The organism is Sporosarcina sp. FSL K6-1540, assembly GCF_038620285.1.
In the GTDB taxonomy this organism is placed as follows: domain Bacteria; phylum Bacillota; class Bacilli; order Bacillales_A; family Planococcaceae; genus Sporosarcina; species Sporosarcina psychrophila.
The window spans coordinates 1166476-1180243 of record NZ_CP152018.1; the positions used below are offsets into that span (position 1 = coordinate 1166476).

18 protein-coding genes are annotated in these 13768 nt (G+C 43.5%); 9 read left to right on the forward strand and 9 right to left on the reverse strand.

Annotated elements, in window-relative coordinates:
• Positions 1 to 432: 432 nt before the first annotated feature.
• Entirely contained in the window at positions 433 to 939 is a 507-nt protein-coding gene (locus MKY15_RS05135) for a YwgA family protein (protein ID WP_342539191.1), read from the reverse strand.
• Between the two features lie 12 nt (positions 940 to 951).
• Entirely contained in the window at positions 952 to 2250 is a 1299-nt protein-coding gene (locus tag MKY15_RS05140; protein WP_067213241.1) for an HD domain-containing protein, read from the reverse strand.
• Positions 2251 to 2432: 182 nt separating this feature from the next.
• Here MKY15_RS05140 and MKY15_RS05145 point away from each other — a divergent pair, with 182 nt between their 5' ends.
• Positions 2433 to 3071: an RsfA family transcriptional regulator gene (locus tag MKY15_RS05145; protein WP_067213244.1), complete on the forward strand. Its 639-nt coding sequence runs from the start codon at positions 2433 to 2435 to the stop codon at positions 3069 to 3071.
• A gap of 142 nt (positions 3072 to 3213) precedes the next feature.
• On the opposite strand, the gene MKY15_RS05150 is transcribed toward MKY15_RS05145, so the two are convergent.
• Together MKY15_RS05150 and pta are read right to left on the reverse strand one after the other, a co-directional pair.
• Positions 3214 to 4056: a lipoate--protein ligase family protein gene (locus MKY15_RS05150; protein WP_187045952.1), complete on the reverse strand. Its 843-nt coding sequence runs from the start codon at positions 4054 to 4056 to the stop codon at positions 3214 to 3216.
• Between the two features lie 15 nt (positions 4057 to 4071).
• Complete coding sequence (pta, locus tag MKY15_RS05155) at positions 4072 to 5043, reverse strand: phosphate acetyltransferase (protein ID WP_067213250.1); 972 nt, start codon at positions 5041 to 5043, stop codon at positions 4072 to 4074.
• 176 nt (positions 5044 to 5219) lie between these two features.
• Between pta and hemQ the strand changes: the two genes are divergently transcribed.
• The 3 genes from hemQ (at position 5220) to gerQ (ending at position 6870) form a co-directional block, all read left to right on the forward strand.
• Positions 5220 to 5969 (forward strand): hydrogen peroxide-dependent heme synthase, encoded by a 750-nt coding sequence (gene hemQ / locus MKY15_RS05160; protein ID WP_067213253.1) that lies wholly within the window; start codon positions 5220 to 5222, stop codon positions 5967 to 5969.
• A 106-nt stretch (positions 5970 to 6075) separates the two neighbouring features.
• Complete coding sequence (locus MKY15_RS05165) at positions 6076 to 6495, forward strand: cell wall hydrolase (RefSeq protein ID WP_067213257.1); 420 nt, start codon at positions 6076 to 6078, stop codon at positions 6493 to 6495.
• Between the two features lie 24 nt (positions 6496 to 6519).
• Positions 6520 to 6870 (forward strand): spore coat protein GerQ, encoded by a 351-nt coding sequence (gene gerQ / locus MKY15_RS05170; RefSeq protein WP_067213261.1) that lies wholly within the window; start codon positions 6520 to 6522, stop codon positions 6868 to 6870.
• A gap of 50 nt (positions 6871 to 6920) precedes the next feature.
• On the opposite strand, the gene MKY15_RS05175 is transcribed toward gerQ, so the two are convergent.
• From MKY15_RS05175 to MKY15_RS05195, 5 genes are read right to left on the reverse strand one after another with little or no spacing between them, the layout of a single operon-like run.
• Positions 6921 to 7301 (reverse strand): DUF423 domain-containing protein, encoded by a 381-nt coding sequence (locus MKY15_RS05175; RefSeq protein ID WP_067213264.1) that lies wholly within the window; start codon positions 7299 to 7301, stop codon positions 6921 to 6923.
• Positions 7302 to 7357: 56 nt separating this feature from the next.
• Entirely contained in the window at positions 7358 to 7621 is a 264-nt protein-coding gene (locus MKY15_RS05180) for a YwdI family protein (protein ID WP_067213267.1), read from the reverse strand.
• Positions 7618 to 7794 (reverse strand): uracil-DNA glycosylase, encoded by a 177-nt coding sequence (locus tag MKY15_RS05185; RefSeq protein ID WP_342539194.1) that lies wholly within the window; start codon positions 7792 to 7794, stop codon positions 7618 to 7620. Before MKY15_RS05185 ends, MKY15_RS05180 begins: the two co-directional genes overlap by 4 nt.
• A 49-nt stretch (positions 7795 to 7843) precedes the next feature.
• Positions 7844 to 8530 (reverse strand): uracil-DNA glycosylase, encoded by a 687-nt coding sequence (locus MKY15_RS05190; protein ID WP_342539195.1) that lies wholly within the window; start codon positions 8528 to 8530, stop codon positions 7844 to 7846.
• Positions 8531 to 8536: 6 nt separating this feature from the next.
• A complete protein-coding gene (locus MKY15_RS05195) occupies positions 8537 to 9331 on the reverse strand; it encodes a DUF4230 domain-containing protein (protein ID WP_342539196.1) in 795 nt (264 codons plus the stop codon).
• Positions 9332 to 9395: 64 nt separating this feature from the next.
• Here MKY15_RS05195 and MKY15_RS05200 point away from each other — a divergent pair, with 64 nt between their 5' ends.
• The 5 genes from MKY15_RS05200 to MKY15_RS05220 all read left to right on the forward strand — a co-directional run bounded on the left by MKY15_RS05200 (position 9396) and on the right by MKY15_RS05220 (position 13710).
• Complete coding sequence (locus MKY15_RS05200; protein WP_067213274.1) at positions 9396 to 9662, forward strand: hypothetical protein; 267 nt, start codon at positions 9396 to 9398, stop codon at positions 9660 to 9662.
• 60 nt (positions 9663 to 9722) lie between these two features.
• Positions 9723 to 10556 (forward strand): bifunctional hydroxymethylpyrimidine kinase/phosphomethylpyrimidine kinase, encoded by an 834-nt coding sequence (gene thiD, locus MKY15_RS05205; protein WP_067213275.1) that lies wholly within the window; start codon positions 9723 to 9725, stop codon positions 10554 to 10556.
• A 466-nt stretch (positions 10557 to 11022) separates the two neighbouring features.
• Entirely contained in the window at positions 11023 to 11373 is a 351-nt protein-coding gene (locus MKY15_RS05210; protein ID WP_067213278.1) for a YojF family protein, read from the forward strand.
• A 19-nt stretch (positions 11374 to 11392) separates the two neighbouring features.
• On the forward strand, positions 11393 to 12076 hold the full coding sequence (gene bshB2 / locus MKY15_RS05215) for a bacillithiol biosynthesis deacetylase BshB2 (RefSeq protein ID WP_067213280.1): 684 nt from the start codon (positions 11393 to 11395) through the stop codon (positions 12074 to 12076).
• Between the two features lie 281 nt (positions 12077 to 12357).
• Positions 12358 to 13710 carry a YjiH family protein gene (locus MKY15_RS05220; RefSeq protein ID WP_187045954.1) on the forward strand — a complete coding sequence of 451 codons (1353 nt, stop codon included), beginning with the start codon at positions 12358 to 12360 and terminating at the stop codon, positions 13708 to 13710.
• The last annotated feature ends 58 nt before the right edge of the window (positions 13711 to 13768 follow it).

The following is a 13768-nucleotide window of genomic DNA, read 5'->3' on the forward strand; positions in this document are numbered from 1 at the left end:
ATAACGGAAAGTTTCCGACATGGGGCAGCCTTTTATTACTGTCCAGACTCCAAGCGTCAGCCCCTCGAGTCGCTTCTGTCCTAAAGATAAAAACAAAGAGCGTCTTTATTTTAGGCCATTCAGTAGGGAGGGATTGAACTGCATCCCTCCTACTTGTCGGGGCTTAACGACGCTTTCCGCTTGGGCCTGCAGGATGCAGGTCATGCAGCCTTTGCCGCAGGACGCGGCGAACTTAGGCTACGTTCATTTACTGTCCAGACTCCAAGCGTCAGCCCCTCGAGTCGCTTCTGTCCTAAAGATAAAGACAAAGAGCGTCTTTATTTTAGGCCATTCAGCGCTTGTCGGGGCTTAACGACGCTTTCCGCTTGGGCCTGCAGGATGCAGGTCATGCAGCCTTTGCCGCAGGACGCGGCGAACTTAGGCTGCGTTCATTCACTGAACCGCATACGTTTGAATTTCACTTATGAAGTCAAATGCAGCCGTCATCTCCTCCGCAGAGAAGTTCAGTTTATTTTTCACGATAAGGACTTTAGCGATTTGCTCGTCCTTGTCAAGATGATCAAAGTACAGCAACGTCGAAACGAGTTCAAGGAAACGGGAGCTCTTGACGTTCATGCTGTCGATGCAGGTTCCAAGCATTGCGTGGGCAGCGTCTGCCATTTCGAGGAAACCCGCCCCCTCGCCTGTCACTTGATAGCTATATTGGACGTACGATCCTTTGTCCGTACAACGCTCCGCCAGAAATCCCATTTCGCATAGTTCCTCAATACGCAACGTTAATTCTTCCGAGTAGGGTCCGTACATGTGAAGCTCATATTTTTCAGCGAATGGGAAATTCATCTTTTTCGCAATATAAATCATTTTTTGTAACTTTTTTCGTCCAGTGACTTCATTCGCCATTGAGATGAATTGCACAATTTTAGCGTGTTCTGATAACACCTTCCCTCACACCTACCCTTTCAGCATATCTAAAATTCGGCCATACAGCGGATTTTGTTCTTTTCCTGCTTCCAAAACATCTTCCGGGAAATAGATTTTATGGTCTGTTCGTCTTTTACCTGAAATCGCATCTACGACATCCGATGAACGCGATAATTCGCTTAAGTCCCCATTTCGCATTTGTAAGTATATCGGTAAGCGTTCGTTTTCTTCACCTGGACCGTAAAAGTCGTAAGGTAAATCTGACGACGAATCTGTAACCAGGTAATAAGCCGGATCAATTCCTGCTTCCTTGAATAACTGCTCGAGTTCACCGATTTTCCGGTATTCTGTTGCCGGATCAAATTCTGCGTACTGGAACAATCTTCTATTGATAAACCGATAGCAAAGGTCCGACAAGATTGCGTCGTCTTCCTTCATCCACATTTGGAAATAGGTTAATAAAATACTTTCATCAAGCGCAATATAGTCTTCAAGCAGAAATGTCTTATCAAAAAAAGAGCGGAAGTGGACAGGTTCTTGTTTAAAGATATACCCGCTTTCATGTAATTGCTTTGCACGATGTAAAATTTTGATCAAAATAACTTCAGCGCTACGTGACACTGGATGGAAATAGACTTGCCAGTACATCTGGTAACGGCTCATTATATAATCTTCCACTGCGTGCATACCGCTATATTTGATAACCGCCTGTTCTTCTGTAGGCCGCATGACACGCAGAATACGTTCCATATCGAAATGACCGTACGACACCCCTGTAAAATAAGCGTCACGCTGTAGATAATCCATCCGATCGGCATCAATTTGACTTGAAATCAGACTGACAACAAGCTTATCCGGATAGGTTTTCCCAATTATATCAGCCACTTTTTGTGGGAAATCAGGTGCCACACGACGAAGCACTGCATTTACTTCTGTGTCCCCTAACAAAATCGCTTGCGTAAATTGTTCATGATCGAGATCGAACACTTTTTCAAAGGCGTGCGAAAACGGGCCATGTCCTAGATCATGCAACAACGCCGCACACATCGTTACTAGACGTTCCTCATTGTTCCATTCAGGCCTGCCGCTGAAACCGTCGTCAATGATGCGTCTGACGATTTCATAGACACCGAGCGAATGGTGAAACCTACTATGCTCCGCCCCATGAAATACGAGATACGTTGTGCCTAGTTGTTTGATCCGGCGAAGGCGCTGAAATTCACTTGTGCCAATAACGTCCCAAATCACTTTATCGCGCACGTGAATATATCGATGCACAGGATCTTTGAAAACTTTTTCTTCGACCAGTTTTTCATCTTTGTATTCCATAGTGCACCTCCGTCAACTCATTCCCTTTAGTATAATCGTAAAAATGGTTCGTAGGAAGATGGAAAAAGGTTCATTTGAGTGAAAAAAAGATAGAATGCTTTTTTCATTATGAATAAAGTAACGAAATCCTGTCCACACTGACCGTAGAAAGAGACTATGAACATATGACTGGAGGCACGGAGATGGTGAAAGTTAGACAGGATGCTTGGATTGAAGAAAACGATACTTTATTAGCCGACACAGTACTACGACATGTTCGCGAAGGTAGTACACAACTTAGCGCTTTCGAAGAAGTTGGGGACGCGCTCAACAGAACGGCAGCAGCTTGCGGGTTCAGATGGAACGCAGTTGTAAGACGTGATTATGAAAAAGAGCTTTCGGACGCGAAGAAAGAACGCAAACAAGCAATACGTGTACTTGGAAAAGACTTTAAACGACGGGGACAACAATTATATAGCCCTTCGCAAGGACTAGAGGAAGAACAAAAGATTTCCGTTCCGTTATCAGCACTCTCACTCGATACGGTTATCGCATTTCTTGTCCGCATGCATCACACAGGCGTGGGAGATAACGAGTCACTTCGCTGGAGGCAAACTGCTAAAATCGCGAATGAAAAGTCGGAGCAACTCCAAAAAGAAATCGAAAAACTGCAGCAGGAAAATAAAACCCTGCGCGCCGATTACGAACAATTTGTTCAAATTATGAACCGCGCACGCCGTCTCGTCACGCTAGATGATGATGCTGATCGCACAGCACCGGTTTTCAAAATGGAGCAAAATGGAAACCTAGTTTCAAAAGAACCGCCTATCAATCATCATTGATAGGCGGTTTTTCTTTGGTTTTGCTGGGGTGTTGTTTAGTTTTAGGAAGATGTTGTTTACTTTCGACGGAACGTTGTTTAGTTTGGCGAAAACGTTGTCTACTCGCCAAAATAACGCTTTCTCCCACTACTAAACCGATTGTTCATCCGCGCGCCAGCATTTTTTGATTGCGTTCGAAGACTCGGTTCAAATAAAAGGTGTATAACTCCATTTCTTCCGGTTTCAAGCCGCCTATCTCCACATGATCCGCAAGCTCGCGCAACATAAGCTGGATACGAATAACAACATCGTTCACCGTGAGCGGCATGTCCAGAAGTTCTGACAGGGATGCCATCACTTCCGGTTTAATGACCGGATAAGTGAACTTCGTTTCTTCTCCCTGCAAGCCCGTTTCGTAAAAATCACGGATTAGCTCAGCACGTTCCGCCCCACTTCCTTCAACGCAAAGGTAGACTTGGACTGCGATACCTTGACGCAATCTACGCTGTGAAATACCGGCAAATTTGCGGCCATCAATACTCAAATCATACGAGCCCGGACAATATGATCCTACAATTTCATAGGCTTCAATACGGTCTCCTGCTTCCGGAAAAAGCATACGAACAAATGCGAGCATTACTTCATAACCTGCTGGAATATCGATTGAAGAGTCGAGTTCAGATAGAACAATTGATATGTTTAATACACCTTCGTCAAGCACTACTGCAAGTCCACCTGAATTGCGGACAATCGCGTTATAACCAGCATTTTCAAGTGTCGAAACTGCTTCTGTAACATGCGGTAGCCGATGATCCTGGATACCGAGCACGACCGTTTGATTGTGTACCCATGTACGAACTGTCGGGACGCTTATCTGCTGGCCGACGAGATGACAAAGCGTATCGTCGGCGGCGAATGATTCTAGTGCGGAACGCGTACGTGTTGTCATGGATTCATCCACAAAACGCCATGTGGGAATAGTTAAAAAAGACTCATATGATATCATTCCAATTTCTCCTGCTCATAGACTTTGTGCCGCGGTTAACAAGGCAAGCTTGTAGACATCTGCAGCGGAACAACCGCGTGACAAATCATTTACGGGAGCATTCAATCCTTGAAGAATGGGGCCAATTGCTTCGTAGCCGCCAAGACGCTCCGCTATTTTATAACCAATATTACCCGCTTCAAGTGATGGGAAAACGAAGACGTTCGCGTTACCTTTAATGACTGATTCAGGTGCCTTTTTCGCAGCAATTTCCGGAACATAGGCCGCATCAAATTGGAACTCACCGTCGAGTAGCAAATCAGGTGCAAGCGATTGAGCGATTTTCACCGCGTTCGCAACTTTTTCTGTTTCTTCCGTTACGGCAGATCCTTTTGTAGAGAAACTCAGCATCGCAACACGTGGATCCACACCGAATGCCTGCGCTGTTTTGGCGCTTTCAATCGCGATTTCAGCCAGTTCTTGCGCTGTTGGTGCAACCGTAATCGCACAATCTGCAAAGACGAGCCGTTCATCGCCTTTCATCATAATAAAGGCCCCGCTAGTCCTTGAGATACCTGGTTTTGTTTTAATAATTTGAAGCGCCGGTCGTACGGTGTCTGCAGTTGAATGCGCTGCCCCACTCACCAATCCGTCCGCACGCCCTGTATAAACGAGCATCGTTCCAAAATAATTTACATCTGTCAATTGTTTACGTGCTTGCTCCAATGTCGCTTTGCCACCCCGACGTTCCACGAACTTTCCGGCTAGTTCTTCAAAGTAAGAAACACTCTCGGGATCAATGATATCTACTTCCGAAATATCAATTCCTGCTTCAGTTGCGACTTCTTGCACTTCGGTTTCATTGCCAAGAAGAACTGGCTTCACTAGCCCTTCCCCTTGCAAGCGTGAAGCCGCTTCTAGTACGCGGATATCCGTTCCTTCCGGTAGGATAATCGTCTTTCTTTTGCCACTCAAACTTTCTTTAATTCCTTTAAATAAATCAGCCATTAGACAGCCACCTTTCACATACTCTCATGCTCTAAGCATACACCAATGATGCGGGTGGTAAAAGCGTTTCACTTCATGTCAAATTCGTGACAACAGCGCTAGCAAAGGACGTTTTACAGCCTTCTATGCTACACTCATTTAAGAAGTTAATTCATAATGAAGGAGTTTGATTTCATATGATCGAAGCAGCAAAAACACTTGATGGTTGGTACGTTTTACATGATTTACGCTCGATGGACTGGGCATCTTGGAAATTAGTTTCAAAAGAAGAACGCCAAGCAGCAGTAGAGGAATTTCTTGTTTACCTTGAAAAACTTCAAAAAACAGATGACGATAAAACAGGAGCACATGCTTTCTATACAGTAATTGGCCAAAAAGCTGATTTCATGCTTATGACTTTGCGTCCGACAATGGACGAACTGCAAGAGCTTGAAACGGAATTCAATAAACTCGCAATCGCTGATTTCACGATTCCAGCGTATTCGTACCTGTCAGTCGTTGAACTATCGAACTACCTTGCAGGCGAGTCCACTGATGATCCTTATCAAAACCCATATGTACGCGGACGTCTGTACCCTGAACTTCAACGCAGCCAATACATCTGCTTCTACCCGATGGACAAGAAGCGCGATGGCGATGTCAACTGGTACATGCTCGATATGGATAAACGCAAAGAATTGATGCGCGCACACGGTTTGATTGGCCGCAGCTACGCTGGAAAAGTGAAACAAATCATTTCCGGTTCTGTCGGTTTCGACGACTACGAATGGGGCGTTACACTGTTCGCGGACGACGTTCTTCAGTTCAAAAAGTTGATTTATGAAATGCGTTTTGACGAAGTAAGCGCACGCTACGCTGAATTCGGCTCATTCTTTGTGGGTACGATTTTAGAAGGCGACAAAAAAGCAGCATTTTTCAACATCTAAATCGTAAGTTATATCGCCTGACTGTGACTTTGCAGTTAGGCTTTTTTGTATTTGGTAGGCATGTTTCATTCCAGCTGCGCATATGATTCCCCAAGGGGGTTGTGCCGTGGCAGTAATAAAGTACACGGATGCTGAACTGGATCTACTTGCACGGTTAATGCGCGCTGAAGCAGAAGGCGATGGCCAATTAGGCATGCTTTTAGTCGGTAATGTCGGAGTGAATCGCGTACGTTCCGGATGTCTCGATTTCAATGATATACGAAGTTTGCAAGATATGGTTTTCCAAAGTCCAGGAGGCTTCGAGGCTACGACGAAACCGTATTTTTATCAGCGTGCTCGCGAACTGGATCGAAATCTAGCAAGGCGCGTTGTCAACGGCGAACGTTTCACTCCGGGAGAACGATCATTATGGTTTTTCATGCCAACAGGAGATTGCCCGGCACAGTGGTATAACCAATGGAACACAGGTAGATTCAAGTCACACTGTTTCTTTTCCCCAACGGTTCAAGACTGCCCTAACCTGTAACTCAAAAGAAGAAAGGATGAAGAAATGGTCCAATACTATTGGAATCCGCCCTATCAAAATCAGCATGTCACACCGCCGCAAGTAACGCTTCCAGCTGGAGGTAGGCCACCCGGACCACCCGGACGTGAACAGTCATACATCGAAAATATTTTACGATTAAACAGAGGCGAACCTGGAACTTTCCATTTTTCATTCGAACATGCACTGGACTCTGGTAAAAATACGAAAACCGTACGTGGTACCGTAGAGGCTGCTGGACGTGACCATGTTATCTTAAGTGATTCGACAACAGGACATCGTTTTCTATTTCCAATGATTTATTTTGATTATGCTGAATTTGATAATGAAGTGAAGTATTTTCCACAACAGCCCTGAATTTAAAAAATCTTCCGCGAGCCTCGTATAGGGCCTCGCGGAAGATTTTTTTAGTTTGAAAATTTAATAGCTGCAACAATCAGCATGATCCAGCCTGCGATGAATGCAACGCCACCGATTGGTGTGATAGCACCGAGTATGCCGATTCCCGTGAGGCTCAGTACATACAGACTACCAGAGAAAATGATGATACCCGCGAGGATCAAATAACCTGCCCAGCTTAGCTGTGTGACTGGTCCAAAAAGCGATGGACTCATAAGAATTCCGATTGCAAGCAAAGCGAGTGCGTGAAACATTTGATACTGTACAGCGGTTTCCCAAATTGCTAAATAATGTTCGGATAGTTTCTCTTTTAAAGCGTGAGCGCCGAATGCACCAAAGGCGACGGCGATGGCTGCGTTAACAGCCCCTGCAATAATGAAAAATGGCATATAAGCTCCTACTTTCTTATTATGATTTCAATATATCAGCATTTGCGAATCGTCTATCAAAAATCAAATAGCGAGCCGCCGTTTGCATCCTCTTCTTCAAGCAGTTTACCTTCCAATGATGTGGTTGACTGCACAGCGCTAGTGGTTGTAAGCATTTTAGGAACAATTTTCTCTTCACGCTTACTTTGCCCACCGAGTGCAACTTCGCAAAGTGATCTGACGGCGGAAAACGCTTCCCGCATCGTACTTTCATCATTGGCGCGCCTCGCAACACTTAGTTGCCGCTCCATTTCAGAGATAATCCGGTCGTATGGTATCACTGTTTAGTGTCCCCTTTCTTATGTTCAAATTGCAAACAGTCCATGCCAGACGATCTCCTCACGACGACCGATGGCATTTCTCGCGTTTTAAAACCATATGCTTTGCAGCCACGTGGATTTCGCTGATCCCATGTTATGAAGAAATGTTGGCATTGAAAACAATTCACTGCCACAATGCTCCACCTCTTTTCTCTCTCAACTTTAGTACTATCACCGTTCTACTTACAGCACGCCGCCTATTCGGCACCAGTCAATCGGCGTCTCATTCCACGATTCAAGCAACTGATTGGTCTTCGAATACGGACGGCTACCGATGAAACCGCGACTCGCGCTTAACGGGCTTGGATGAACCGATTCGATGATTGCGTGTCGCGATACATCAATGAGTTTCTTCTTTTCTTGCGCAGGACGGCCCCATAAGACGAAGACGATTGGATTTTCTCGCTCCGACAAACGCCGGATTACTTCATCCGTAAACGTCTCCCACCCTTGTTTGCGATGCGAATGCGCTTGTCCATCCCTTACAGTAAGTACCGTATTTAACATGAGTACGCCTTGTTGCGCCCATCCCGTCAATGTCCCGCCCTCTGGAATTAGACAATTGATATCAGTTGCGAGTTCCTTGAACATATTGCGAAGACTAGGCGGTATTTTGACGCCGGGCTTTACGGAAAAGCTTAATCCATGTGCTTGCCCAGGTCCATGATACGGATCTTGTCCCAATATAACGACCTTTACCTCATTAAAAGGAGTCAACTTAAATGCAGTCCACAAATCATCCATCTGTGGATGAATCATTTCTTCCTCATATTCCTTCTTTAGGAATTCACGCAGCTTACTATAGTAGGGTTTCTCGAATTCATCATCCAAGACTTCATCCCAATCGTTACCGAAAAGTTCCTTATGCACAACCCATCACTGCTCCTTGAATTCAATCGTCACATCGTAGCCCGCAAATGAAAACATTTCTTTTAGTGTTTTCTCGGCATTCTGCTGCGCCGTTAGCAAGACACCTTGTCCCGTGGCATCTTCCAATATAAGCACTTTTGCTTCAGCGGCAAGTTCATAGGCCTCTTCAATATTTGCTTTTTCTCGGAAGACTCCTTCGTAGGAATACACTTCAACCTTATCAAAATAAATTTCTGCTCCTCCTAAAAAGGTAGCAGGCGGCAAAGTAAGTTTTGCTGTTTTTTTCTTTTCATCGACAACGACATCTTTTTCCGTAAGGCCGGACATGTCGACACCAGCTTTCACTGATCCCGGAATAACAACCAACAACTGCCGTTTCGTTCCTGGTAAATTGAGTCCGATGCTTTGTCCAAACAATGTATTATCTTGTCGTTCAATGATAACCTTGGTATAAGCTTCAGCAGTTGCGAGTTCGTTCAAGTCTTGGATTTGTTCAAGGAATGCGCCTTTTTGTTCTGTAAATGTGCTCCCTTGTTTTAAAATGAAGAATGTTGCAAACGGCAAAGCGACAATCAACAGTAAAATTAGAAGGGCAATTGCGATGAACGACTTTTTCCATACCGAAAAAAACACTTTCCCGACACGCCAAAATCCGTGCGGACGGTCTTCTACTTCTTCTACCGTCACTGCAGTTTGTTCTTTGGAAGCTTTTAATTCTTTCATTAGTTGTTCGATTTTCTTGTCATCCGCCACTTCATCCCTCTTTTCCTCTTTTTCCGACACTATCATATACGTTAACATTATAGGAAAGTTCCCTTTCAAACAACTAGAAAGACATGGTACGATTGTATGGGAGGGATGCGACATGGCTGATATGCAATTACGCGACAAAATGAAAAAAGTTTCTGAAGCCGCGAAACATGGTAATCGCGTGCCAGAACGTTCTAAAAACGCTGGACTCGTCGTTTTCCTTATTTTTATAGGGTGTGGAATTATCGTCATGTTTGCTCTTGCAATCGGGCTTATGATAAGCAAACACTTTATCGGTGCTGCTGTGATTTGTAGTATTGCGGCACTGCTCACATACTCCGTTTTCAAAATGATGAAAGCTGATAACATCGGACAATTGTAATTTCCGATTTTTTTGATAAGATTAAGTTAGAATTTATCCAAAAAAGGAGACAGACCAATTATGACGCTTAAAAAGACTTTAACAATCGCAGGATCCGATACATCAGGCGGCGCAGGGATTGCTGCGGACTTAAAAACATTCCAAGAGCACGGTACATATGGAATGACGGCAATTACGGTCATCGTGACAATGGATCCAGACAATAATTGGTCACACGGCGTTTACTCATTGCCAGTCAACGTTTTGAAATCGCAAATCAAAACTGCACTTTCAACAGGAATCGATGCAATTAAAACTGGCATGCTTAGCACAGAAGAAATCATCAAAATTGCAGGAAACGCGATTTCAGAATCAGGCCTCAGTCATGTAGTCATCGACCCAGTTATGGTTTGTAAGGGTGAAGACGAAGTATTGAATCCTGGAACAGTAGACGCAATGGTTGAGTTCCTTCTTCCAAAAGCAGAAATTGTAACACCGAACTTGTTCGAAGCAGGACAACTTGCTGGCACAAAAACACCGAAAACGATTGAAGATATGAAAGCAGTTGCAGAAAAAATCCATTCACTAGGCGCTCGCAATGTTGTCATCAAAGGCGGCAAACAGCTTGACCACGATAAAGCCGTGGATCTGTTCTTTGACGGCCAAACGTTCACTCTTCTTGAAGCGGAAAAAACAGCGACAACTTACAATCACGGCGCAGGCTGTACGTTTGCCGCAGCAATCACAGCAAACCTAGCAAATGGTCTAGATGTAAAGGAATCTGTATTTGAGGCAAAAAAATTCGTCACAGCAGCCATTGCAAACGGCTGGAAACTGAACGAATACGTCGGACCTGTTATGCACGGAGCGAAAAACCGTTTCGGCGCACCTGAAATCACAACAACTGAAATTTAATAACATTATTTCAATTAAAAGGCCAAGAGCTGTTGTCTCTTGGCCTTTTTTTGTTCTGTTCGTTGGACGCTTCACCAATTTCGTTGGAAGCTTTACGGTTTGTTGGACTCTTTCCACGAATGGTTGAACACTTCTACAAATCTGTTGGACACCTCGAGGAGTTTGTTAGACACTTCACGAATTTCGTTGGAAGCTTTACGATTTGTTGGACACTTCCCGTGAATGGTTGGACACTTCTACAAATCTGTTGGACATCTTGAGGAGTTTGTTAGACACTTCACGAACTTCGTTGGAAGCTTTACGGTTTGTTGGACTCTTTACGAGAATGGTTGGACACTTCTTCAATTTCGTCGGAAACTCCTCGATTCGTCGAACACTCTCTACGTCAAGACCCATGAATCGCATTCAACAGCCCCTTTCTATATACTAAAGAGAAGAACGTTTACAGTTTTAAGGAGGGCTATTCATGGAATTAGTAAAACCAGATCATTTACAGGAACTCATAACTTCTTTTGTTAATAAAGATGTGTACATTCATCTTGAAACAACGAACGGCTCATATGCTACCCACTTCAATGAAAGTGTTTTCAACGCTGGAGCATTCATTCGCAATATCGTTATCAAATTCGAACTCGGTAAAGTGGCTGGCGATTCGCCTCACCGCATCGGATTAAAACTGCCATCTGGCTGGATTTATGCGCAAGGCATCACTCATTATAAACTCGACGAACACGGGCGTTTGCTTATGGCGGGACTCGATGCAGAAGGAAAACTTGCAGTCGCACTTGAAATCAGCGAAACACCATTCACTTATTAATTAAGGAGGCAATTTTTTAATGATTAAAAAAGAACGTCATGTACTTGTCGTATTCCCCCACCCAGACGATGAAGCATTCGGTGTATCCGGTACCATTTCTTCTTACAGAGATATCGGCGTGCCTGTTACCTACGCTTGCTTAACATTAGGTGAAATGGGACGTAACCTTGGCAATCCACCATTTGCAAATCGCGAAACATTGCCTCAAATTCGCAAAGAAGAATTGAAAAAAGCGTGTGAAGCAATGGGACTCGATGATTTACGTATGATGGGATTCCGTGATAAAACAATTGAATTCGAAGATGATGAAAAAATGGTTAAACTAATTGCAGATTTAATCGAAGAAACGAATCCTTCACTCGTCATCACATTCTATCCCGGACTTGCCGTTCATCCCGATCACGACGCTACTGCGCGTGCAGTTGTGCGTGCAGTCCGAAGAATGCCAGAAACAGAACGTCCTACACTTCATACACTCGCCTTTGCGAATAATACCGTTGAAGTCCTCGGCGAGCCCGATGTCATTCACGATATTTCAGCAAATGCAGATAAAAAAATCGCAACACTCAAAGCTCATGCATCCCAAACCGTTTGGATGATGAAAGACATGGAGATAAAATGGAAAGCGCAGGACCCAGATGCACTTAAATGGCTTAACTTTGAGCGTTTTTATACCTATCAGTGGGATAAAGACTTCGAATAAGAGGATTATAAATGCTTCTCTTCAGGAATATTCATATAGAAAGAGACTACGAAATCACCTTGATTTTATAGTCTCTTTTTTCATGTATTTTTATTAACTAATCAAACTATTTATACCGTAGAACAAAATTCGTTACTATATGATAGCTACAAGGTTTTCCGAAATCAATAGACTGAAAAGTTATAATAGTATATACTTTATTCATTAAGATATAAAACAATATAATGTGTATAATTATTCACCATATACATGTTATACTGTTACAAAAAGGGGAATATAAAATGAAAAAATTTGCTTTATCCACATGGTTCTATTTTCTAGTTCCATCAATTCTCGGTATTCTTTTGTTCATGATCCCGATGAAGTATGCCGGGGACTGGAAAATACCAATTGCCATATTTGCCGATTTACTATCAGGGGCGATTGCTCCGGTTATGCCATGGGTCGCTACAATTACTCTAATTATCGCGGCACTTGGTTCGGTTGTATTTTTGGCTATTCGAGGGGACAAAGCCAAGCCATCCTTTATAACAAATTTATTCAAAGTATCGCTCTTTTGGACAATCGTCCGAATTATAGGTGCTACTTTAGCGGTACTTACCTTGCTTCAAGTTGGCCCAGAAGCTATTTGGAATGAAAATACTGGGGGACTTCTGCTAAGTGAAACCGGTCTCGTTACATTCCTGTTTACAATCTTTTTATTCGCAGGAATTCTCTTACCACTTCTTCTAAATTTCGGTTTACTTGAGTTTTTTGGAACAATGATGGTAAAAGTCATGCGCCCTCTTTTCAAAATACCGGGTCGTTCTTCCATCGATGCACTGACATCATGGATTGGGGATGGAACAATTGGTGTTTTGCTAACAAGTAAACAATATGAAGAAGGTTTTTATACGAAGAAAGAAGCAGCCATTATTGGAACGACTTTCTCTGTTGTATCGATTACATTTTCTATCGTTATCATTGAAGAAGTTGGACTTGGCGCTTACTTCTTACCATTTTACGGTACGGTCGTTTTAACTGGTCTGATCCTTGCATTTATTATGCCGCGGATTTATCCTCTTTCAAAAAAGAAAGAAGAATACATAGACGGTAGACCATTTACTGGCGATGAAGAAAAATTACCAGAAGGATACAGTGCTTTTTCACATGGACTTGAAAACGCATTAACAAAAGCGAATAACAGTCGTTCAATGGTTAAAACTTTTTCAGAGGGCCTAAAAAACGTCCTCGATATGTGGATTGGTGTTATTCCAGTCGTTATGGCTTTCGGAACAATTGCATTAATTCTTGCAGAGTATACAAGTGTCTTCACGATTTTAGGGAAACCGTTCGAACCGATTCTGTCCATACTAGGTATCCCTGAGGCGGCAGAGGCGGCGCAACTTATGGTCGTCGGATTCACGGACATGTTCCTGCCTGTAATTCTTGCGAATGGGCTGATTACATCTGAGTTGACATTGTTTGTTGTTGCCACTGTTTCAGTAACACAACTCATTTTCATGGCGGAAGTTGGGGGACTTCTGCTAGGCTCAAAAATTCCGGTAAACTTTTTCGAACTTGTTGCCATTTTCCTTTTGCGCACAATCATTTCATTACCGATTATCGCAGGAGTGGCACATCTTTTATTTTAATGAAACATGAAGACCTTGCAGATTAGTGCAAGGTCTTTTTTGTGGGTGGTTATGATTG